Annotated in this window: 21 protein-coding genes; 13 read left to right on the top strand and 8 right to left on the bottom strand. The window is 76.9% G+C overall.

Annotated features, from left to right (window positions below; translation table 11 throughout):
* Positions 1 to 133 precede the first annotated feature (133 nt).
* Both ACI784_RS21625 and dapD read right to left on the bottom strand, forming a co-directional pair.
* Entirely contained in the window at positions 134 to 1,507 is a 1,374-nt protein-coding gene (locus tag ACI784_RS21625) for a TrpB-like pyridoxal phosphate-dependent enzyme (RefSeq protein ID WP_457014852.1), read from the bottom strand.
* Positions 1,508 to 1,666: 159 nt separating this feature from the next.
* On the bottom strand, positions 1,667 to 2,641 hold the full coding sequence (dapD, locus tag ACI784_RS21620; RefSeq protein ID WP_456923242.1) for a 2,3,4,5-tetrahydropyridine-2,6-dicarboxylate N-succinyltransferase: 975 nt from the start codon (positions 2,639 to 2,641) through the stop codon (positions 1,667 to 1,669).
* Between the two features lie 136 nt (positions 2,642 to 2,777).
* Here dapD and dapE point away from each other — a divergent pair, with 136 nt between their 5' ends.
* The 5 genes from dapE to ACI784_RS21595 are packed head-to-tail and all read left to right on the top strand — an operon-like array spanning position 2,778 to position 6,252.
* Positions 2,778 to 3,884: a succinyl-diaminopimelate desuccinylase gene (gene dapE / locus ACI784_RS21615; RefSeq protein WP_456923243.1), complete on the top strand. Its 1,107-nt coding sequence runs from the start codon at positions 2,778 to 2,780 to the stop codon at positions 3,882 to 3,884.
* A 10-nt stretch (positions 3,885 to 3,894) separates the two neighbouring features.
* A complete protein-coding gene (locus tag ACI784_RS21610) occupies positions 3,895 to 4,734 on the top strand; it encodes an LOG family protein (RefSeq protein WP_457014851.1) in 840 nt (279 codons plus the stop codon).
* Positions 4,735 to 4,743: 9 nt separating this feature from the next.
* Positions 4,744 to 5,106 carry a DivIVA domain-containing protein gene (locus tag ACI784_RS21605; RefSeq protein WP_456923245.1) on the top strand — a complete coding sequence of 121 codons (363 nt, stop codon included), beginning with the start codon at positions 4,744 to 4,746 and terminating at the stop codon, positions 5,104 to 5,106.
* Entirely contained in the window at positions 5,099 to 5,560 is a 462-nt protein-coding gene (locus tag ACI784_RS21600) for an SRPBCC family protein (RefSeq protein ID WP_456923246.1), read from the top strand. Before ACI784_RS21605 ends, ACI784_RS21600 begins: the two co-directional genes overlap by 8 nt.
* Positions 5,557 to 6,252 carry a DNA alkylation repair protein gene (locus ACI784_RS21595; RefSeq protein WP_457014850.1) on the top strand — a complete coding sequence of 232 codons (696 nt, stop codon included), beginning with the start codon at positions 5,557 to 5,559 and terminating at the stop codon, positions 6,250 to 6,252. The genes ACI784_RS21600 and ACI784_RS21595 overlap by 4 nt, the downstream gene beginning before the upstream one ends.
* 6 nt (positions 6,253 to 6,258) lie before the next feature.
* Here ACI784_RS21595 and ACI784_RS21590 read toward each other — a convergent pair whose 3' ends face one another.
* From ACI784_RS21590 to ACI784_RS21575, 4 genes are read right to left on the bottom strand one after another with little or no spacing between them, the layout of a single operon-like run.
* Positions 6,259 to 6,591, bottom strand: coding sequence for a hypothetical protein (locus ACI784_RS21590; RefSeq protein WP_457014849.1), 333 nt, complete (start codon positions 6,589 to 6,591; stop codon positions 6,259 to 6,261).
* Positions 6,531 to 7,322, bottom strand: coding sequence for a cytochrome c oxidase assembly protein (locus ACI784_RS21585; protein ID WP_457014848.1), 792 nt, complete (start codon positions 7,320 to 7,322; stop codon positions 6,531 to 6,533). Before ACI784_RS21585 ends, ACI784_RS21590 begins: the two co-directional genes overlap by 61 nt.
* Positions 7,319 to 7,768 carry a DUF2243 domain-containing protein gene (locus ACI784_RS21580; protein WP_456923250.1) on the bottom strand — a complete coding sequence of 150 codons (450 nt, stop codon included), beginning with the start codon at positions 7,766 to 7,768 and terminating at the stop codon, positions 7,319 to 7,321. Before ACI784_RS21580 ends, ACI784_RS21585 begins: the two co-directional genes overlap by 4 nt.
* 40 nt (positions 7,769 to 7,808) lie before the next feature.
* Positions 7,809 to 9,941 carry a hypothetical protein gene (locus tag ACI784_RS21575; protein ID WP_457014847.1) on the bottom strand — a complete coding sequence of 711 codons (2,133 nt, stop codon included), beginning with the start codon at positions 9,939 to 9,941 and terminating at the stop codon, positions 7,809 to 7,811.
* Between the two features lie 157 nt (positions 9,942 to 10,098).
* On the opposite strand from ACI784_RS21575, the gene ACI784_RS21570 reads away from it, so the two are divergent.
* Positions 10,099 to 11,004, top strand: a complete 906-nt coding sequence (locus ACI784_RS21570) for a DMT family transporter (protein WP_457014846.1) — start codon at positions 10,099 to 10,101, stop codon at positions 11,002 to 11,004.
* A gap of 16 nt (positions 11,005 to 11,020) precedes the next feature.
* Positions 11,021 to 12,544, top strand: coding sequence for a carboxylesterase/lipase family protein (locus ACI784_RS21565; protein ID WP_457014845.1), 1,524 nt, complete (start codon positions 11,021 to 11,023; stop codon positions 12,542 to 12,544).
* A 14-nt stretch (positions 12,545 to 12,558) separates the two neighbouring features.
* Here the strand turns inward: ACI784_RS21565 and ACI784_RS21560 are convergent, their stop codons facing one another.
* Complete coding sequence (locus tag ACI784_RS21560) at positions 12,559 to 14,064, bottom strand: glycosyltransferase family 39 protein (RefSeq protein ID WP_457014844.1); 1,506 nt, start codon at positions 14,062 to 14,064, stop codon at positions 12,559 to 12,561.
* A gap of 46 nt (positions 14,065 to 14,110) precedes the next feature.
* On the opposite strand from ACI784_RS21560, the gene ACI784_RS21555 reads away from it, so the two are divergent.
* From ACI784_RS21555 to ACI784_RS21535, 5 genes are all read left to right on the top strand, one after another.
* Positions 14,111 to 14,659 carry a DNA-3-methyladenine glycosylase I gene (locus tag ACI784_RS21555; RefSeq protein WP_456923255.1) on the top strand — a complete coding sequence of 183 codons (549 nt, stop codon included), beginning with the start codon at positions 14,111 to 14,113 and terminating at the stop codon, positions 14,657 to 14,659.
* Positions 14,660 to 14,811: 152 nt separating this feature from the next.
* A complete protein-coding gene (locus tag ACI784_RS21550; protein WP_012947303.1) occupies positions 14,812 to 14,979 on the top strand; it encodes a DUF3117 domain-containing protein in 168 nt (55 codons plus the stop codon).
* A gap of 89 nt (positions 14,980 to 15,068) precedes the next feature.
* Positions 15,069 to 16,580 (top strand): leucyl aminopeptidase family protein, encoded by a 1,512-nt coding sequence (locus tag ACI784_RS21545; protein WP_457014843.1) that lies wholly within the window; start codon positions 15,069 to 15,071, stop codon positions 16,578 to 16,580.
* Positions 16,580 to 18,094, top strand: a complete 1,515-nt coding sequence (locus tag ACI784_RS21540) for a hypothetical protein (RefSeq protein ID WP_456923258.1) — start codon at positions 16,580 to 16,582, stop codon at positions 18,092 to 18,094. Before ACI784_RS21545 ends, ACI784_RS21540 begins: the two co-directional genes overlap by 1 nt.
* 321 nt (positions 18,095 to 18,415) lie before the next feature.
* Positions 18,416 to 19,198 carry a DUF899 family protein gene (locus ACI784_RS21535; RefSeq protein WP_457014842.1) on the top strand — a complete coding sequence of 261 codons (783 nt, stop codon included), beginning with the start codon at positions 18,416 to 18,418 and terminating at the stop codon, positions 19,196 to 19,198.
* 40 nt (positions 19,199 to 19,238) lie between these two features.
* Here ACI784_RS21535 and ACI784_RS21530 read toward each other — a convergent pair whose 3' ends face one another.
* Complete coding sequence (locus tag ACI784_RS21530; RefSeq protein WP_457014841.1) at positions 19,239 to 20,741, bottom strand: phytoene desaturase family protein; 1,503 nt, start codon at positions 20,739 to 20,741, stop codon at positions 19,239 to 19,241.
* Between the two features lie 141 nt (positions 20,742 to 20,882).
* On the opposite strand from ACI784_RS21530, the gene ACI784_RS21525 reads away from it, so the two are divergent.
* On the top strand, positions 20,883 to 21,281 hold the full coding sequence (locus ACI784_RS21525; RefSeq protein ID WP_456923261.1) for a hypothetical protein: 399 nt from the start codon (positions 20,883 to 20,885) through the stop codon (positions 21,279 to 21,281).
* Position 21,282: the final 1 nt, after the last annotated feature.

Genomic DNA, 21,282 nt, shown 5'->3' with positions numbered 1-21,282 from the left:
CGCTTCCGACGCGCTGGGGGTCTCGATTGCAGAGTGGGGGGGGGGGGGGTGGGTGGTGGTCGGGTGGTGGGGGGGGGTGGGGGGGGCCCCCCCCGCCCCCCCCGGTCCCCGCCGGCCCCAGGCCCCGCCGCCCTCAGGCCCCGGCCGGCACGGCCGGCAGATCCGCCAGGCCGGGCGCCAGGCGCTCATCGGTGACGTCCTCGTCGGACATCCGGCCGGACAGGAACGCGTCGTAGGCCGCCAGGTCGAAGTGCCCGTGCCCGCACAGCGCCGTGAGGATGACCCGCTCCTCGCCGGACTCCCGGCAGGCCACCGCCTCGCGGATGCAGGCGGCGAGCGCGTGGGACGGCTCGGGCGCCGGGATGATCCCCTCGGTGCGGGCGAAGCGCACCGCCGCGGTGAAGCACTCGCTCTGCGGCAGCGCCAGCGCCTCGATCAACCCCAGCTCGAAGACGTGGGAGAGCAACGGCGACATCCCGTGGTAGCGCAGCCCACCTGCGTGGATCGGGTCGGGGATGAACCGGTGGCCGAGGGTGTGCATCTTGAGCAGCGGCGTCATCCCGGCGGTGTCGCCGAAGTCGTAGGCGTACACGCCGCGGGTCAGCGACGGGCAGGACTCCGGCTCGACCGCCCGGATCGTCGGCGACATCCGGCCGGCCAGCTTCTCCCGGAGGAAGGGGAACGCCAGCCCGCCGAAGTTCGACCCGCCGCCGGTGCAGCCGATGATCACGTCCGGGGTGTCCCCGACGGCGGCGAGCTGCAGGAGCGCCTCCTCGCCGATGACCGTCTGGTGCAGCAGCACGTGGTTGAGGACGCTGCCCAGGGCGTACCGGGTCTGCGGCTCCTGCGCGGCGACCTCCACCGCCTCGCTGATGGCGATGCCCAGCGACCCGGGGTGCCGCGGGTCCTCGGCGGAGACGGCGCGGCCGGCCGCGGTCAGGTCGGACGGTGAGCGGTGCACGCGGGCGCCGAAGGTCTCCATCGCGATCCGGCGGTAGGGCTTCTGGTCGTAGGAGGCGCCGACCATCCAGACCTCGCAGTCGAGGTCGAACAGGGCACTGGCGAACGCCAGCGCGGTGCCCCACTGCCCGGCGCCGGTCTCCGTCGTCAGCTTCCGGACGCCGGCCTGCGCGTTGTAGTACGCCTGGGGGACGGCGGTGTTGGGCTTGTGCGAGCCGGCGGGGGAGACGCCCTCGTACTTGTAGTAGATCCGGGCCGGCGTCCCGAGGGCCTTCTCCAGCCGGTGCGCGCGGTACAGCGGCGAGGGCCGCCACAGGCGGTAGACGTCGAGCACCGCGCCGGGGATGTCGACGAACCGTTCGCCGGTGACCTCCTGCGCGATGAGGTCCGGGGGGAACAGCGGGGCCAGGTCGTCGGGGCCGACCGGCTGCATCGTGCCGGGGTGCAGCGGCGGCGGGGGCGGGCTCGGCAGGTCGGGCACGACGTTGTACCACTGCGTCGGGAGCTGCGACTCCTCGAGCAGGATCTTGGTCCGCTGGTCGGCCACCGTCGTCTCCTCCGGCTCGGTCCGCGCACGAGTGCGGCGGAGCGTAGCGCCGGAGGACCCCTGCAGGACCCGCCGCGAGCCTGGGAACGTACCGGAACGGCCCCCGTGCAGGGACCCGCCGCGAGCCTGCGAGCGGTGGGGGCGCGGGGGCCCTTCCCGTCAGTTCTTGTGCAGCTCCGCGTTCAGGGCGCCCCAGTCGCCGTCCCGGGGCAGCGCCTCGAGGGCGCCGGTGACCGAGTTGCGCCGGAACAGCAGCCCGTCGCGGCCGGAGAGCTCCGCGGCCTTGACCGTCGAACCGTCGGGCAGGGTGACCCGCGAGCCGGCGGTCACGTAGCAGCCGGCCTCGACGACGCACCGGTCGCCGAGGGAGATGCCGATGCCGGCGTTGGCGCCCAGCAGGCAGCCCGAGCCGATGGAGATGACCTGCTTCCCGCCGCCGGAGAGGGTGCCCATGATCGAGGCGCCGCCACCGACGTCGCTGTCGGCGCCGACGACGACGCCGGCGCTGATCCGGCCCTCGACCATCGACGGGCCCAGGGTACCGGCGTTGAAGTTCACGAAGCCCTCGTGCATGACCGTCGTCCCCTCGGCGAGGTGCGCGCCCAGCCGCACGCGGTCGCCGTCGGCGATGCGGACGCCGGAGGGGATGACGTAGTCGACCATCCGCGGGAACTTGTCGACGCCGTACACGGTGACCTGCCCGTGGGCGGCGCGCAGCCGGTGGGCGTTGAAGGCGGCCGCCTCGACCGGGCCGGCGCTGGTCCAGGCGACGTTGGTGAGCAGGCCGAACACGCCGGTCAGGTCGGCGCCGTGCGGGCGGATCAGCCGGTGGGAGAGCAGGTGCAGCCGCAGCCAGACGTCGTGGGTGTCGACCGGCGGGGCGGAGAGGTCCGGGATCACCGTGCGGACGGCGATCACCTCCACCCCCCGGGCCTCGTCGCGCCGCACCAGGCCGCCGTAGTCGGGGCCCAGTTCCCCGGAGAGCTCGAGCGCGCCGAGGCGCGTCGTCCCGGCGGCGGAGCCCTCGGGAGCGCCCAGGCGGGGCTCGGGGTACCAGGTGTCGAGCACCGTCCCCGAGGGGGTCACGGTGGCCAGGCCGGCGGCGACGGCGGAGTGCGGGGCGGCGTTCGTCACGGGGACGACGCTACCCAGCGCGGGGCGGGGTCCGGTCAGGAGGCGGACGCCCCGCCGGGTGAACGGTGCGCGACCAACCGGTGACCTGGCGCGGTGCGGCGGCCGGTGTCCGGCGGCGCCCGTAGGGTCGTCCACCGTGAGCTCCGCACCGCACCTGGACCTCTCCGCCGACGTCCTCGCCCTCACCCGCGCGCTGGTCGACACCCCGTCCGTGTCGGGCGACGAGGCGGCGCTGGCCGACGCGGTGGAGGCGGCGCTGCGGTCCTTGGGCGGGCTGGAGGTCGAGCGCGTGGGGGACGCGGTCCTCGCCCGCACCGACCTCGGCCGCCCCACCCGCGTGGTCCTCGCCGGCCACCTGGACACCGTGCCCATCGCCGACAACGTGCCCAGCCGGGTCGAGGACGGCCGGCTCTACGGCTGCGGCACCAGCGACATGAAGGCCGGCGACGCGGTGATGCTGCGGCTGGCCGCCCGCTTCGGCGTCCCGGGTGCCGCGCCCGCGCACGACCTCACCTTCGTCTTCTACGACAACGAGGAGGTCGAGGCGGTCAAGAACGGCCTCGGCAGGGTCGCCCGCGAGCGCCGCGGCTGGCTCTACGGCGACCTCGCGATCCTGCTCGAGCCGACCGACGGCGAGATCGAGGCCGGCTGCCAGGGCACCCTGCGGGCGGTGCTCGAGGTGCCGGGCCGGCGGGCGCACAGCGCCCGCAGCTGGCTGGGGGTCAACGCGATCCACGGAGCCGCCGGCATCCTCGCCACCCTCGCCGCCTACGAGGCGCGCGAGGTGGAGATCGACGGCTGCACCTACCGCGAGGGGCTCAACGCCGTCCGGGTCGAGGGCGGGGTCGCCGGCAACGTCATCCCCGACCGCTGCGCGGTGACGGTCAACTTCCGCTACGCGCCGGACCGCGACGAGGACGCCGCCGAGGCGCACGTCCGCGAGGTCTTCGCCGAGGCGGTCGAGGCCGGCGCCACGCTCACGTTCGTGGACAACGCCGGCGGGGCACTGCCGGGGCTGGCCGAGCCCGCCGCCGCCGCGTTCGTGGCCGCCGTCGGGCGCCCGGCCCGGGCCAAGCTCGGCTGGACCGACGTCGCCCGCTTCGCCGCCTTCGGCATCCCCGCGGTCAACTACGGCCCCGGCGACCCGCAGCTGGCCCACACCCGTGAGGAGCACGTCGTCGTCGAGCGGCTGCAGCCGGCCGAGGACGCGCTCGTCGCCTACCTGTCGACCCCCTCCGCCTGAGGAGCCGCGCATGACGACCACCCCGCAGCCCGCCGACGGCCGCAGGCCCCGCCCGACCCGGCACCGCGGCCCGGTGATGCTGCGCGGCGGCGAGCCCGACGCCCGCACCGTCGGGACGACGACCGACCAGCGGCTGCTGGACCGGCGCGGTCCCACCGACTGGGTGCACACCGACCCCTGGCGCGTGCTCCGCATCCAGAGCGAGTTCGTGGAGGGCTTCGGGCTGCTGTCCGAGCTGCCCCGTGCGGTGAGCGTCTTCGGCAGCGCCCGCACCCCGCGGGACTCCCCGCACTACGCCGCCGGCGTCGAGATCGGGGCGGCGCTGTCCCGCGCCGGGTACGCGGTCATCACCGGCGGCGGCCCAGGGGCGATGGAGGCGGCCAACCGTGGGGCGTCGGAGTCCGGCGGGCTGTCGGTCGGCCTGGGCATCGAGCTGCCGTTCGAGCAGGAGCTCAACGAGTGGGTCGACGTCGGCATCGCCTTCCGCTACTTCTTCGTCCGCAAGACGATGTTCGTGAAGTACGCGCAGGCCTTCGTCATCCTCCCCGGCGGCTTCGGCACCCTCGACGAGCTGTTCGAGGCCCTGACCCTGGTGCAGACCCGCAAGGTCACCCGCTTCCCGGTGGTGCTGTACGGGTCGGAGTACTGGTCGGGGCTGGTCGACTGGATCCGCAGCACGATGGTCCCGGCGGCCACCATCAGGGAGTCCGACCTGGACCTGTTCACCGTCACCGACGACGTCGACGAGGTCGTCCGGGTGATCCAGGAGGCCGAGGCGGCCCGGCAGGCCGGCGACAACGGCGGCGGCATGCGGTCGGTGCCGGTCGAGGCCGACCCGAGCGACGCCTGAGGTCCCCACGTGCTCTCCGCCGTCGTCTTCGTCGTCGTCGTCCTGGTGGTCGGGGCGCTGGTGTTCCTCGGCGGCTCGCTGCTGCTCGGCCGCGGGGAGACCCGGCCGCCGGCCGATCCGGACCGCTCCCCGCTGGAGCTGCCGGAGGACCGGCCGGTGACCGCCGACGACCTCCGGGCGGCGCGGATCAGCGTGACCGTGCGCGGCTACCGGATGACCGAGGTGGACTGGCTGGTCGAGCAGATGGCCCAGACGCTGGAGGAGCGCGACGCGCAGCTGGCCGAGCTGCGCGGCCGGCTGGACGACCGGGGAGCCCCCGCGCGGGACGACGTCCCGCCCGCCACCGAGGACGGGACCCACGCCGATGCCTGAGCTCGTCGAGACGACCACCGTCGACGCCCCGCCGGAGCGGGTGTGGGCGGCGCTCACCGACTGGACCCGGCAGGGCGAGTGGATGCTGCTCACCGACGTGGAGACCGTCGGCGGGGACGCGCAGGGCTTCGGCGGGCGGCTGGCCGCCCGCACCGGCATCCCGTGGCGGCGCGGGCGGCACCTCGGCGTCCTTGACACGATGGTGATCACCGAGTGGGACCCGCCGCGGCGCGTCGTCGTCCAGCACACCGGCCGGATCGTGCGCGGCCCCGGCATCTTCGAGCTGGTGCCCGACGGCGGGCGGACGGCGTTCACCTGGACCGAGCGGCTGTACCTGCCCTTCGGCCTGCTGGGCGTGGTGGGCTGGCCGCTGGTGCGCCCGTTCGTGGTGCTGGGGGTCCGGCGGTCGCTGCGCCGGTTCGCCGCCTTCGCCGCCGCCCACCCCGGGCCGTGACCGCGGCGGCGATCCGGGCCGACCTCGCCGCGGCTGCCGACCCGGAGCGGGCCGACGGCATGGCGCGGTACTTCCAGGCCCGGCCCGGGGGCTACGGCGAGGGCGACCGCTTCCTGGGCATCGGCGTGCCCGAGCAGCGCCGGATCGCCCGGGTGCACGCGGCCGGCACGTCCCTGGCGGACGCCGGCGAGCTGCTCACCAGCCCGGTGCACGAGGAGCGGCTCACCGCGCTGTTCGTGCTGGTGCGGCGCTTCGAGCGGGCCGACGAGGCGGAGCGGCAGCGGATCGTCGAGCTGTACCTGCGCTGCCGCGAGCACGTGTCCAACTGGGACCTGGTGGACGCCTCGGCGCCCCACCTGCTCGGCGACGTCGACCCGGCCGTGCTGGACGAGCTGGCCGCCTCCTCGTCGGTGTGGGACCGGCGGATCGCCGTCATGGCGACGTTCGCGACGATCCGCGCGGGGCGCTTCGGGCCGACCCTCGCCCTGGCCGACCGCCTGCTGGAGGACCCACACGACCTCGTGCAGAAGGCGGTGGGCTGGATGCTGCGCGAGGTCGGCAACCGCGACCGGGCGCTCGCCGAGCAGTTCCTCGCCCCGCGCTACCGGCGCATGCCGCGGACCATGCTGCGCCACGCGATCGAGAAGTACCCGCCCGACCGGCGGCGGGCCTACCTGCGCGGGGACGTCTGAGAGCTCTCAGCCCCGGCGGGAGCGGACGAACGCCAGCGCCTCGCGGGCCAGCGCGAGGTCGCTCGCCGGTTCCCCGTCCGGGAGGGCGACCCACTCGCGGTAGGGCCGGCCCTTCCCGGCGCCGAACGGGCGCCCGCCGCCGTCGGCCAGCAGCGCGGCCACCCGGTCGGCGGGCAGCTTCAGCACCACCGCGTCCCCGGTGACCATCGCGAAGACCGCCCCGCCCGCGCGCAGGGTCTCCGAGCCGAACCGGCGCCCGCCGTCGCCGTCCGGCAGGGTCACGCCGGGCTCGGCGGCGAGGGCGTCGACGAGCGCGGCGAAGCGGTCCGGGGCGTCCACGCCGCCCATGGTCGGGCAGCCGCGGCGGCTGCGGGGCGGACGGCGGCGCGGCTGACGTACCAGCGTCGCCAGAGCACCGCGGCGGTGAGCAGCGAGACGACCGTGCCGCCGTCGTACATCAGCCGCGCGCCCTCCTGCGCGGCCACGACCCCGGCCGGCGGGCCGGCGTAGAGGGCCTTCGCGAGGACGTCGTGCGCCGCCATGCCGGCCGCCAGCGCAGCGGCCCGCACGCCCACCCCGCGCCGGTGCGGTGCCGGGTCCACGGCCAGCACCGCCGCGGTGGCCAGGTACCCGCTGACCAGCACGAGCAGGGAGATCAGCGCGCCGAGCCCCGGGCGGTGCGCGGCCGCCGTGTGCAGGCCCGTGCCGTACAGCGCCCACAGGCCCGCGGCGTTGAGGGGGACGGCGACCAGCGGGTCGCTCGCCCAGCGGACCGGCGGTGTCCGCAGCACCCGGGCCAGCCGCCGCGCCGTGTCCACCGGCAGGACCCGCAGCGCCAGGGTCACCGGTGCGGCCAGCACCAGCAGCAGCGGCCCGACCATGCCGAGCAGCAGGTGGCCGGCCATGTGCGTCCGCAGGTCGCCGTGCGCGCCGGCCAGCGCCCAGCCCGCACCGACCGCGACCAGGCCCGCCAGCCAGCACGCCGTCCGCACCAGGGACCACGGCGCCCCGCACCGCCAGGTCGCCGCGACGTACAGCGTGGCGGCGACGAGGACGGCGAGCGCGGTCACGGCCGGCGGCGGGCGCGCAGCCCCAGCAGGGTGCCGGCGGCCAGCAGCACGACGGCGCCGCCGATCCACGCGGCGTCGTACGCGGCGAGGTCGACGCCGTAGCGCACCTGGTGCACCCGCAGCAGCTTGTGGTCGACCACGCCGTCCCACAGCTGGAAGGCGCCGGCGCCCAGCAGCACCGCTGCCCACCAGCGCAGCCGGTCGAACGTCCCGCGGCGCCGGACGTCGGCCAGCAGCGCCAGCCCGGCGACCACGGCCGAGAGGGTGGCCGCGTGCAGCACCCCGTCGGAGACCAGGCCGGCGGCGCCACCGGCCCGGTCGTAGAAGTGGTGCCAGTGCAGCAGCTGGTGGAAGACGATCTCGTCGACCGCCCCCATGAGGCCGGCGCCCAGCAGCAGCCCGGAGACGAGCAGGCGGCGGCCGGGCACGACGCGGGCATCGGTCACGGCCGAGCGGTGCCCCCGGGGAGGGGCCGGAAACGGGGCGTCAGGACCCCGGCGGCCCGCCGACGGCGCTCACCAGCCACGCGTCGCCGGCGCGCACGACGCGGGCCGGCACGGGGACCGGCTCGGGGACCGTGGCGGAGCAGGTGGGCCAGGGCTCCGGCGCCCACGTCACCGTCACCGTGCGCTCGCCCCCCGTCCCGGATAGGGACACCGCACCGGAGGGCAGCTCGCCCACCGCCTCGCGGGCGTCGGCGCAGGACCGGTGGACCCCGGGGAACCCGCTGCGCGCGCACGCCGCGTCCGACCGGCCCAGCTGCTCGATGGTGCCCGTGGTGACCGCGCAGAGAGCGCCGGCGTTCCCGTCGGCGACGGCGGTGAGGTAGGCGTCGACGGCCTCCTGCGGTGTCCACGGCGGCCCCTCGGCCCGCCAGAGCAGCAGGGCCGGGACGGCGGCCGCGACGAGCACGACCGGCACGAACGCCACCACCCAGCGCCACGGCCGCCACCGGCCACCGTCCTCGCCGAGCAGCCCGCCCCCGCGCAACCACCGGCGGGTCTCCCGGTCCCGGAGCCAGGTCAGGACCCGCCGCGTGAGGTCGGCGCCGGCCAGGCCCAGCAGCGCCAGGAGCAGGACGCCGAGCATCGTCTCGGGCGCCGGCGAGTGGGGCCACGTGGCCGCCAGCAGGCCGGCGATCCACCCCAGCGGGACCATGACGAGGCCGACGAGGGAGTCCAGCGGGTCCGGCCCGGCCACCCCGGCCCACAGCCCCAGCACGAACAGGTCGGTCTGCACCGCGGCGACCACGGCGGCCACGGGCGGGAGGAGGCGCAGCCCCAGCCCGACCCAGTCCCGCAGCGCGAGGGGCGGCCGGCCGTCGTCCGTGCCCGGGGCCGTCGGCGCCGCACGCGCACCGGTGCCCGGGTCGACGGGTCCCGCCGGGCGGCCCATGCCCAGCCGGCCGGCGAGCAGGGGCAGGGTCCGGGCGAAGTCGCGCTCGTACCGGACGTGGTCGCGCACGACCGACTGCTCGCCCGCCACCCGCACGTACCGGTACTCCCCGCCGCCCTCCAGCGCCGCCGGACCGTTGGGCACCGGGTCGAAGACCGCCTGGATGTCCAGCCACGCCACGCCGTCGAGGCCCTCGAGGGGGCCGGCGGTCAGCCGGTCCAGCGCGACCAGGCAGCGCCACCAGACCACCGCGGTCAGCGCCACGGAGACCGCCAGGAGCAGCCACGACCAGGAGTCCCACCGCCGGACGGCCCACGCGCCGGTGACCACGATGAGCAGGTACAGCGGCGTCAGGTACCAGGGGAAGCGCCGGAGCAGGCTCACGTCGTCCAGCCGGCCGAGGCCGGACCCGACGGTGACCAGGAGGGGTGGTCGCCGCTCGGGCGGCATGCGGCTCAGGGTCCGGTAGGCGACCGCGGCGCCCTGCGAGTGGGCCAGCACGACGGTCGTCCCGGGGTCTCCCTGCGCGGCCTTCTCGGTGAGGCGAGCCTCCAGCCTGCTCTCCATGGCGGCGCGGCTGACCGGGTCGGCGACGAACAGGTAGGCGTCGCCGATGGTGGTGCTCATCCACCCAAGCCCGCGGCCGAGCGCCTTCCGGACCGTCGGGACGGGGACGAGCGCCACGACGGCGGCCGCCAGCAGGACGACGGCGAGCACCGGTGCCGCGACGCCGAGCGCGACGATCCCCGCGGCCAGCGGCAGGACCAGGGTGGCGACGCGGCCGGCCGCCGGCACGAACCCGCCGGCGGCGTGCTGCGGCCAGAGCCCCGTGCGCTGCCGCAGGACCAGGATCGACTGGGTCACGGCCAGCGTCGGCGCGATCGTGGCGAGGAAGCGCAGGACCCGGCTCAGCGACGGCTCGGCGAACGCGTCGGCCCAGTGGGCCTCCACCACGGTCACCTCGGTGGTGGGTGGGTGGGGGAGACCGGGCCGGACGGGCGGGTCGAGCCGGACACGGATGCAGGGGTCCCGCCGCAGGTCCGCGCTCAGCACGGTGACCCGGTGCTCCGCGGCCTCGGCGAAGCGGATCAGGGCGTCGGCCCACCGTGCCGCCGTCCCGCCGGCCTCCTGCCCGCCGATGCCGTGCACGGTGATCAGCCGGATCCGGTGCGGTGCCGCCGCGTCGGCGTCCCGGCTCGAGGGCCCGGTGACCGTCGCGTCCATGTGCACCCCTCGCGTGGGCGGGACGGGGTGCCGCCAGGGTCCCGGAGCCGCTCGGCGCGCCACAAGACAGATCCGTTCCGGATGTCCGCGTGGGTGGGGACCCGTGCGTGGGCCAGGATGGGCCGGTGCGTGTGACGGGGAGCCGGGAGGTGCCGGCGTGAGCCGGCGGGGCTGGGCGCTGTTCCTGGCGATGTCGCTCATCTGGGGCGTGCCGTACCTGCTGATCAAGGTGGCGGTCGGCGAGCTCTCCCCGGTGGTCGTGGTGTTCGCCCGCTGCGTGCTCGGCGCGGCACTCCTGCTGCCCTGGACGATCGCCCGCGGCCAGGTGCGCCCGGCGCTGCGGCGCTGGCGGCCGCTGCTGGCGTTCACCGTGCTGGAGATGACCGGTCCCTGGCTGCTGCTGTCCTACGCCGAGCAGACGCTGTCGAGCTCGCTGACCGGGCTGCTGGTCGCCGGCGTGCCGTTCGTCGCCGCGCTCGCGGGCCGGCTGGCGGGGGAGGAGGAGCGGCTGACGCCGGTGCGGCTGGCCGGGATGGGCCTGGGCGTCGTCGGCATCGCCGTCCTGCTCGGCCTGGACGTCGAGGGCCTGGCGCTGCTGCCGCTGCTGGCGGTGGCGCTGGTGGTGGCCGGCTACGCCACCGCACCGCTGATCGTCAGCCGCGAGCTGCCCGACGTCCCCGGGGTGGCGGCCAGCGCGATCGCGCTCACCGTCACCGCCGTCGTCTACGCGCCTTTCGCCGCGCCGCAGCTGGACGACGTGGTGCGGGCGCCCGCCGACGCCCTGCTGTCGGTGGCCGCCCTCGGCGTGCTGTGCACCGCGATCGCCCTCGCGCTGTTCTTCGCACTGATCCGCGAGGTCGGTCCGCAGCGCGCGCTGGTCATCACCTTCCTCAACCCGGCGGTGGCGGTCCTGCTGGGCGTGCTGCTGCTCGACGAGCCGTTCACCCTCGGCCTCGCCCTCGGGCTGCCGGTCATCGTGCTGGGCTGCGTGCTCGCCACCCGCCGCGGTCCCGTGCGCCGTGACCGGAGCGAGCTGTCCGACGTCGACGCCGCCGTCCCCTGACCCCCGGAGGAACCGCATGACCGAACAGCCGGTCGTCCGCACCCGCGCGGGCGCCGTCCGTGGCCGCACCGAGCGCGGGACCGCGGTGTTCCGCGGCATCCCGTTCGCCGCACCCCCGGTCGGCCCGCTGCGGTTCCAGGCACCGCGCCCGGCGCAGCCGTGGGACGGCGTCCGGGAGGCCGACGTCTTCGGGCCCCCGCCGCCCCAGGCGTGGATGGGCCCGCCGCCGCCGGCCCCCGCCGCCTCCGGGCCCGTGCGGCACGACCCGGACGACTGGCTGACCCTCAACGTCTGGACGCCGGACCCGGGCGCGACCGGGCTGCCGGTGCTGGTCTGGGTGTACGGCGGGGCGTACCGGATGGGCAGCTCCGCCGAGCCGGGGTACGACGGCGCGGCGCTGGCCCGCTCGGGAGCCGTCGTGGTCACCGCCAACCACCGGGTGGGGGTCGAGGGCTACGCCGAGCTGGAGGGCGCGCCGGCCAACCGGGCCCTGCTCGACGTCGTGGCCACCCTCCGCTGGGTGCAGGAGGAGATCGCCGCGTTCGGCGGCGACCCCGCGCGGGTGACCGTCTTCGGCGAGTCCGCCGGCGCCGGGGCGATCGCCGCCCTGCTGGTCGTGCCGGCCGCCGAGGGCCTGTTCGCGCAGGCGATCGCGCAGAGCGTGCCGGGGACCTACCTCTCCTCCGCCCTGGCCCGCGACGTGAGCGCCGAGCTCACCGCGCCGCTCGGGCTGGCCCCGTCGGCCGCCGCGCTCGCCGACGTCCCGCCCGCCGACCTCGTGGCGGCGCTGTCCGCGCTGGACCGGCGGATGTCCTCCCTCGACCGCTGGGGCCTGGTCTCGCACACGCCCACGCCGTACTCCCCGGTGGTGGACGGCGAGGTGCTGCCCACCGATCCGTGGACCGGCCTGGCCGCCGGCGCCGGCCGCGACGTCCCGCTGGTGGTCGGGCACAACCGGGACGAGTGGCGGCTGTTCCTCGCCCTCGACGGGCTGGCCGGGCGGGTGACCGACGAGATGGCCGACGAGGCGATGGCCGTGTTCGGGCCCGGCCCGGACGCCCCGGGTCGGATGCGGGCGGCGTTCCCGGGGGCCGGTGCCGAGGAGCTGTACGTGCTGGCCCGCTCCGACCGCATGTTCCGCGTGCCGAGCCTGCAGCTGGCCCGCGCGCACACCGCCGGCGGCGGACGCAGCCACCTCTACGAGCTCACCTGGCCGGCTCCGGCGGCGGGCGGCGTCCTGGGCGCCTGCCACGCGCTCGACGTCCCGCTGGTGTTCGGCGTCCTCGACCAGGGGCTGGCCCTGCAGCTGCTGGGCCCCACGGCCCCTCCGGAGGCGGCCGAGGTCTCCGCGCAGCTGCAGGCGGCGTGGACCGCGTTCGCCCGCGACGGCGACCCCGGCTGGGCCGCCCACGACGACCGGCAGCAGCTGACCCGGGTGTTCGACGCCGGCGAGCGCGGCGGGGTGCGCCGGTACCCCGAGCAGGCCTCCCGGCAGCTGTGGGCCGAGGTCCCGATCGGGGTGCTGGACCTGGAGGGCTGAGGCGGTCCCCGTTCTCAGCCGAGCCGGCGCAGCTGTGGCCAGATCTGCGACCAGGGCACCAGCCGGTCGGTGGCGATGCGGACCGGCACGCCCTGCTCGTCGTTGTCCAGGCCCACGCCGTTGTCCACCCGCCCGGCGAGCTCGACCCGGGCGAACCAGCGGCGCAGCTGCTCCTCCGGGAAGCCGACGGCCACGACCGCGGTCACCTCGTCCCCGGGCGGTCCCCACGACCAGTAGGCGTTGTGCCCGCTGTACGCGGGGGACAGCTCGGGCGCGAAGCGGTCGACGGCGCCGGCCTCGCCGTAGTTGCGGGTGAGGACGGCGACCGGCTCGCCGGCCGGCAGCCGCTCCCGGACCCGCTCGACGGCCGCCGCGAACGCCGGCCAGCCGACGGTCTCCCCGGCGTCGTAGTTGACCGCAGGCACCGGGCTGCCGGCCAGCGCGCCGACGGGGAGCAGCGGCAGCATCAGCAGCGCGTCGACGGCCAGGCTGAGCACCAGCGCGGCCGCGACCAGCCGACCCCGCAGCCGGCCGGCCCCGCGCCGGACCCATGCCAGCACCGGTTCGGCGCCGGCGGCCAGCAGCACCGGGTAGAGGCCGGCCAGGTAGTACGGCTTGCCGCCGGTCAGCAGGAACACCCCCGCGAGGACGACGTAGGCCACCGCGAACGCCCGCCACGGGCGCAGCCCCGGGTCGCGGGCCAGGCGCACCCAGCCGGCGACCCAGACGGGCACCAGCAGCGGGCTGACCAGCACCAGCTGGAAGGGCAGGAAGAGGTACCACGGCTCGCTGGTGCCCGAGCTGCCGGCGGCGATCGCCTCGGCCAGCGCCAGCTGCGGCCAGCCGTTGGCCGCCTGCCACACGAGGTTGGGCGACCACAGCAGCAGCGCCAGCGCGCCGCCCAGCCACGGCCACGGCGACCGGAACACCGCGCGCGGCCCGGCGACCAGGACCCCGAGCAGGACGGCGGCCACGAGGAACGCCGGCTGCACCTTGTTCTGCAGCGCCACCCCGGCGACCGCACCCGCGGCCGCCCAGACCGCGCCCCCGTCGCGCAGCGCCCGCACCAGCAGCCAGGACAGTGCCGCCCAGGCCAGCAGGTCGACCGTCGAGGTCGACAGCAGGTGGCCGACCGCCAGCAGGAACGCGGAGACGCCGATCGCGGCGGCGGCCAGGAGCTGGGCGGCGCGCCCGCCGCCGAACTCCCGCGCGAGCAGCCCGGTCAGCACCACGACCAGCCCGGCGGCCAGGGCCGACGGCACCCGCAGCGTCACCAGCGACCCGGGCGCCAGCGCGTCGACGGCGGCGGCCAGCAGCGGGGTGAGCGGGGGCTGGTCGACGTACCCGAACGCCGCCTCGCGTCCGGCGCGCAGGAAGTACAGCTCGTCGCGGTGGTACCCGTACCGGCCGGAGACCGCGAGGAGCATGAGCGCGACGCCGGCGGCCAGCGCGACCAGCGGCGCCCGGGCCACGGCGGGCCGGGGTGCGACCGGGGAGGGGAGGGTCACCGGCGCGGCCACCGGACGACCGTAGGGCTGTCGGTGCCTGCGGTTAGCGTTCCGCGCCGTGGAGCTCATCCGTTGCGCATGGGGCGAGAGCACCCCGGAGTACGTCGCCTACCACGACGAGGAGTGGGGCACGCCGCTGCACGGGGACGACGCCCTCTTCGAGCGGCTGTGCCTCGAGGCGTTCCAGTCGGGGCTGTCGTGGATCACCATCCTGCGCAAGCGGCCGGCGTTCCGGGCGGCCTTCGCCGGGTTCGCCGTCGACGCCGTCGCGGAGTTCACCGAGGACGACGAGGCCCGGCTGATGGCCGACGCCGGCATCGTCCGCAACCGGGCCAAGATCCGGGCCGCGATCACGAACGCCCGGGCGGCGCAGCAGGTCCCCGAGGGGCTCGACGCGTTGCTGTGGTCGTTCGCGCCGGCCGGCCCGCGGGCCCGCCCGGCCACGCTGGCCGACGTCCCGGCCACGAGCCCGGAGTCGACCGCGATGGCCAAGGAGCTCAAACGCCGGGGTTTCGTCTTCGTCGGCCCGACCACCGCCTACGCCCTCATGCAGGCGACCGGCATGGTCGACGACCACGTCGCCGACTGCTTCCGCGCTGCTCCCTGAGGGGGCCCGGTGGGCGGGGACACGGCCACGAGGGGGCCTCGTGTTGGTCCTGAGCGCCGGATACGGGATCATGGACGGTAGAGCTCACAGCATCGACGAGCAGCCGCACCGCAGCTCACCAGGCTCGCGGGTGGCCGATGAAGGAGGCACGCATGGCGGCCATGAAGCCGCGCACGGGTGAAGGTCCCCTGGAAGTCACCAAGGAGGGGCGCGGCCTGGTCATGCGCGTACCGCTCGAAGGCGGCGGTCGCCTGGTCGTCGAGCTGTCGCCGGACGAGGCCGCAGCGCTGTCCGAGGCACTGAAGGGCGCGACCAGCTGAACACCGCAGCGCACCTGCCCCCGGGCAGCACCGCGCAGGACGACACGGCCCCGGCCGCCGGCAGCACGCCGGCGACCGGGGCCGCGCCGTTGCCGCGGATCGAGCTCGCCACCACCCTCCCCGCCCTCGGCGAGGACGACGTCCTGGCCGTGCCGGTCGGGTCGGGCACCGCGCTGCCGTCGTGGCTGACCGCGCCGGGTGCGCCGGTCGACGCCGACCTGGTCGCCGGCGCCCTGCGCGACACGGGCAACACCGGCGGGCCGGGGGTCGTCACCAACGTGCCGATCCCGGGCCGGCGCCCGCGCAGCGTCGTCGCGGTGGGGGTCGGCGACGCCACCCTGCCCGACCTGCGCCGCGGCGTGGGCGTCGCCGTCCGACGGGCCCAGACCCTCGCCGAGCACGGCGCCCGCCGGCTGGTGCTGCCGGTGGACGACGCCGCCGCGCCCGCCGGTGCGGAGGAGGTGCGCGCCGCCGTCGAGACCGCGCTGCTGGCCGGGTACCGCTTCCGGGAGACCTCCAAGCCGCACCCGTCGCGGCTGGCCACGGTCACCGTCGTGGCCACCGACGCCGGCGACCCCGCCGTCACTGCCGCCGCCCGCGCGGGTGAGGCCGCCGCCCGGGCCGTCGCCTGGGCCCGCGACCTGGTCAACACCCCCAGCAACACCAAGAACCCGGCGTGGCTCGCCGCCGAGGCGGGGGAGCGGCTGGCCGGCCTCGACCACGTCACCGTGCACGTCCTCGACGTCGACGACCTGCGGGCCGGCGGCTTCGGCGGGGTGCTCGCCGTCGGCGGCGGCTCGGCCACGCCGCCGTGCGTGATCGTGGCGTCCTACCGCCCGCCGGGCGCGGGCGCCGCGCACCCCGTGCTCGTCGGCAAGGGCATCACCTTCGACACCGGCGGCATCTCGATCAAGCCCAACGCCGGCATGCGCGAGATGAAGACCGACATGGCCGGCGGCGCCGCCGTCCTCGCCGCGGTCGACGCCGCCGCCCGGCTGCGGCTGCCGGTCGCGGTCACCGCCGTCGTCCCGGCCGCGGAGAACGCCGTCTCCGGCTCCTCGTACCGGCCGGCCGACGTCGTCCGGCACGTCGGGGGCCGCACGACGGAGGTGCTCAACACCGACGCCGAGGGCCGCATGGTGCTCGCCGACGGGCTGGCCCACGCCCGGCTGCACCTGGGCGCCACCGTGCTGGTCGACGTCGCCACGCTGACCGGGGCGATGAAGGTCGCGCTCGGCACCCGCACCGCCGGCCTGTACGCCACCACCGACGGCCTCGCCGACGCGCTGCGCACCGCCGCCGGTCACGCCGGCGAGCCGGTCTGGCGCATGCCGCTGGCCGAGGAGCACGCCGACCTGCTGGAGAGCGCGGTCGCCGACGCCAACAACGCGCCCGGCAACCCCGGGGGCACCACCGCCGCGCTGTTCCTCCGGCCGTTCGCCGGTGACCTGCCGTGGGCGCACCTGGACGTCGCCGGGCCGGCCCGCGCCGCGGCCGACGAGGCCGAGGTGGTGAAGGGCGGCACCGGCTTCGGGGCGCGCACGCTGCTGCGCTGGCTGGAGGCCGGTGCGCCGGCCGACGCCCCCATGACCGCCGGCTGATGGCCGGCGAGGAGAGCGGCGTCGTCTTCCCGGCCGGCCCCGACGGCCGGCGCAGCACCGCGGCGCTCGGGCGGGCCGTCGTCGCCGACGCGCTGCGCCCGGTCGACCCGACCGGGGCCGGCGCCGCGGAGCGCGAGACCAACTGGCGGGCCGGGTACATCACCCACTTCCGCCGGCTGGTGGAGGCGGGGCTGGCCACGCCGCAGGCGGCGCGGGACGTCGCCGACGCCGGGCTGACCGCCCTGCACACGCGGATGCGGGTCGCCGGCGGGGGCGGTGAGGCGGGGCTCGACGTCCTGGCCACCGCGCCGGCCGGGCGGGTGCTGGCCACGGCCGAGGTGCGGGGCACCGCGGAGCCGGAGCGGGAGCTGTCCCTGCCCTTCCACGGCGGGCGGCTGCGCGGCGACGCCCTGCTGCGCCGGCTGGACGCGTGGGTCGAGGCGGGGGTGGTGGAGCCCTCGTGCGCCGAGGCGGTCCGCACCGTCGCCGCCCACCCGGAGTGGCTGGCGCTGCCCGGCACCACCGTGGTCGTGCTGGGCGCCGGCGCGGAGATGGGGCCGCTGCCCGCCCTGCTGCGCTGGGGCGTCCGGGTGGCCGGGGTCGACCTGCCGCGCGCGCCCCTGTGGGAGCGGGTGCTCGACACCGCCCGCCGCGGCGCCGGCACGCTCCTGGTGCCGGTGCGCGACGCCGGGGACGTGGCCGGGACCGGGGACGTGGCCGGGACCGGGGACGTCGCCGCGGCCGGGGGCGTCGCCGCCGTGGCCGGTGCCGACCTCATCGCCGAGGTGCCGGCCGTCGCCGACTGGGTGGCCGCGCTGCCCGGCCGCCTGGTGCTCGGCAACTACGTCTACGCCGACGGCGCGACCAACGTGCGGGTCTCGGTGGCGGTCGACGCGCTGACGGTGCGGCTGTCCGCGGCCCGCGACGACCTCGCGCTGGCGTTCCTCGCCACGCCGACCGACGTCTTCGCCGTCCCGGCCGAGGCGGTCGAGCAGTCGGTGCGGGCGTACGCGGCGCGGTCGCGGACGGGCAAGCTCCTCGGCCGCCCGCTGCGGACGCTCTCGGCCGGGCGGCTGCTGCAGCGGGCCTACGTGCCCGGCAGCGACCCCGGCATCGCCGACAGCCTGGTGGCGCAGCAGGGTCCCAACTACGCGCTGGCCAAGCGGCTGCAGCGGTGGCGGGCGACGACCGCGCGGGCGGCGGGGCGCACGGTCTCGATGAACGTGGCGCCGCCGACCCGGACCCGCTCGGTCGTGAAGAACCGCGCCCTCGCCGCGGCCTACGCCGGAGCGCACCGGTTCGGCGTCGAGGTGTTCGAGCCGGCCACCTCGAACGTGCTCATGGCCGCCCTGCTGGTGCACGACCTGCACACCGGCGGGGGCCCGGCACACGAGCACCCGTGGCAGGACGAGGCACACGCCGCCGCGCACGGCGGGCTGTGGCGCAGCGCCTACGCACCTCGCAGCGCACTCGGCCTGGCCGCCCTGCTCGGGTACGGCGCCGCCCGCGGCTGACGCCCGGCCGTCCGCCGAGTGCGGCCACGTCGATGCCGTGTGCGCGGCGGTCGGTGGCGTCTCCCATCGTCGTTCAGCGCACCGGCGGGGGCGAGTGGCTCGGCCGTTGCCGAAGCTGACTCGCGACTCCGCGCCCTGAGTTCGAGCAGGAGGGCGAGTGGGGACCGCGTCGGTCGGCTCGCCGGCCCGACGCGGCCCGTGAGGGGCTGGGCCGAGAGCGTCCCTGCCGCGATGAGTTCCGGCCGGGCCGCGAGTCCGAACTGGTGACCGCCGTAGGAGGTCGGACGACGCTTCCCGGCCCGAGACACCACGGAGCTCACCATGACCACCACGCCGACCGACCCGACCACCGCGCTGCCCGGCCGCCCGCCCGTCGTCGACCGGGCCACCTGGCAGGTCGCCCGGGACGAGCTCCTGGTCCGCGAGAAGGCCCACACCCGCGAGGGCGACGCCATCGCCGCGGCCCGCCGCCGGTTGCCGATGGTGGAGGTCGACGGGACGGCCGAGGTCGTCGGACCCGACGGCGCGGTTCCGTTCCGCGACCTGTTCCAGGGCCGCGACGAGCTCGTGGTCTACCACTCGATGTGGTACGACGGCGCGCCGCACCAGGGGCAGTGCGAGGGCTGCACCTTCAACATCTGGCAGATGAGGGACACCGTCTACCTCCACGCCCGCGGCGTGTCCTTCGCCGTCCTGACGTCGGGCCGGTGGGGCGAGGTGGCCGACTACGTCGCGTTCATGGGCTACACCCAGCCCTGGTACTCGGTGCGCGGTGTGGAGGCGCGGATCGCCACGGAGGAGGGGCACATCGAGTGCTACCTGCGCGACGGCGACCGCGTGTTCCTCACCTACTCCACGACGGGCCGTGGCAACGAGCCGGCCGACGGGTCCCTCGGCCTGCTCGACATGACGCCCGACGGCCGCGGCGAGACGTGGGAGGACAAGCCCGAGGGGTGGCCCGAGGGGCGCCACGCGTGCTGGTACTGGCGCTCGGACGCCGACGGCAACCCCACCTGGGGCCCGACCAGCCGCCCTGCGCCGCAGTGGACCCGCCCCGGCGCGACGCCGGAGCAGACCCTCGGCCGGCACGGCCCCCACCACTGACGCCCGCGGCAGGGGCCCCTCGGCCATCCCGGGTGCGAGCTCAGGCCGGTCCGACCAGGCCCGCGACGATCTCGGCCGACAGCGCCACGAGCGGCAGCCCGCCGCCGGGGTGCGCCGACCCGCCCACCAGGAACAGTCCCGGCACGGGCGCGGCGTTGGCGGGGCGCAGGAACGCCGCCCTCGCCCCGTTGCTCGACGTCCCGTAGATCGAGCCGCCGGCGCTGCGGGTGTCCCGCTCGAGGTCCGCAGGCGTCCGGACGACGCACCAGCGCACCCGGTCGCGGACGTCGAGGCCCCGCCGGGCCATCACCTCCAGCACACGGGCGGCGTACCGGTCGGCCAGCCCGGGGGTGTCCCAGTCGACCCCGCCGGCGGGATCGTGCCGGGGGGCGTTGACCAGCACGAACCACGACTCGCTGTCGTCGTCGGGCCGGGTCGCCGGGTCGTCGGGCGCGCTGACGTAGACGGTCGGGTCCTCGACCGGCTGCGGGGCGCCACGGTGCCGGCCGGTGCCGAAGACCGCGTCGAACTCGGCGTCGTAGTCGGCGGGGAACAGCACGGTGTGGTGGGCCGGCCGCGGGGTCCGTCCGCGCAGCGCCAGCAGCAGCACGAAGCCCGACAGCGAGGGCGTGCTGCGCGCGAGGTCCCGGCGCACCCGCCGCGTCGCGCGGGACGCCGGCAGCAGGTCGGCGTAGAGCACGGCGGCGTCCGCGCCGGAGACCACCACGTCGGCCGGCAGCACCTCGCCGCCGGTGAGCCGCACCCCGGACACCCGCCCGCCGGCCACCAGAAGCCGCTCGACCGCGCTGCCGGTGCGGACGACGGCGCCCCGCTCGACCGCCCGTGCCGCGACCGCCTCGGCCAGCCGGCGCAGCCCGCCGCGCACGTACCAGGAGCCGAACGCCTGCTCCACGTACGGGACGGTGGCCAGCACCGCCGGTGCCCGCCGTGGGTCCGAACCGGAGTAGGTGGCGTACCGGTCGAGCAGGGTCCGCAGCCGCGGGTCACGCAGGTGCGCCGTCCCCAGGCCGCGCAGCGACTGCCACGGCGCCACGGTGGCGACGTCGGAGGCGCTGCGGGCCAGCCGCGCCAGGGTGGCGGCACCGGCCAGCGGCGAGCGCAGGAACGGCCGCTCGGTCACCCGCCACATCGCCTCGGCCCGGTCCATCAGCGCGGCCCACTGGGCGCCGGTCCCCGGGCCCAGCGCGGCGTCGACGGCGTCCGGGACCTCCTCGCGGCGGCCGGGCACGGCCAGCCGGGTGCCGTCGGCGAACCGGTAGGTGACGGCGGGGTCGAGGTGGACCAGGTCGACCGCCTCGTCCAGCGGCCCACCGGTCGCGTCGAACAGGTCGCGGTAGACCTGGGGGAGGGTGACCAGGCTCGGCCCGGTGTCGAAGCCGTGGCCGTCGCGTGCGGACCAGCCGAGCTTGCCGCCGACGTCCGGCGCCTGCTCCAGCACGGTCACGCCGTGCCCCAGGGCCGCCAGCCGGGCCGCCGCCGCCAGGCCACCCATCCCGGCGCCGACGACCACCACCCGCGCCACGCGGCCACGGTAACCGTGGCCCGCCCCGCAACTCCCCGTTCCCCCGGCCGGATGAAGATCGTTTGCCCGCTGTCCCCGGTGGGGTAGGCGATGCACCCGGCCAGCACCGCCGGGACGTGAGGGGGACGAGCGGGAGGGCACGTGAGGACCTCGACGAGGAGGTACCTGGCCGGGGGCGCGCTGGCGGCCGTCGCGGTGCTGGCCGGGTGCGCGGACCTGCAGGAGGAGGACGTCGGGGAGGTCGCCGCCGCGTTCGAGGACCCGGCCGGCGACCCCGCGCAGCGGTGCGCGTTGCTCGCCCCTGCCACGTTGGCGGCGCTCGAGTCCGAGGAGTCCTCGCCGTGCGCCGACGCGATCGAGCAGATCCCGCTGCCGGGCGGCGGAGTGGAGTCGGTGGAGGTCTGGGGCGGCAACGCCCAGGTCCTGCTCGGCGGCGACACCGTCTTCCTCGCCGAGACCGTCGCCGGCTGGAAGGTGGTCGCCGCCGCGTGCGAACCCCGCGCCGACGCGCCCTACGACTGTGAGGTGGAGGGGCCGTGAG

The organism is Geodermatophilus sp. SYSU D01186, from assembly GCF_054050215.1.
This window is presented reverse-complemented; position numbering and strand designations above follow the sequence as displayed.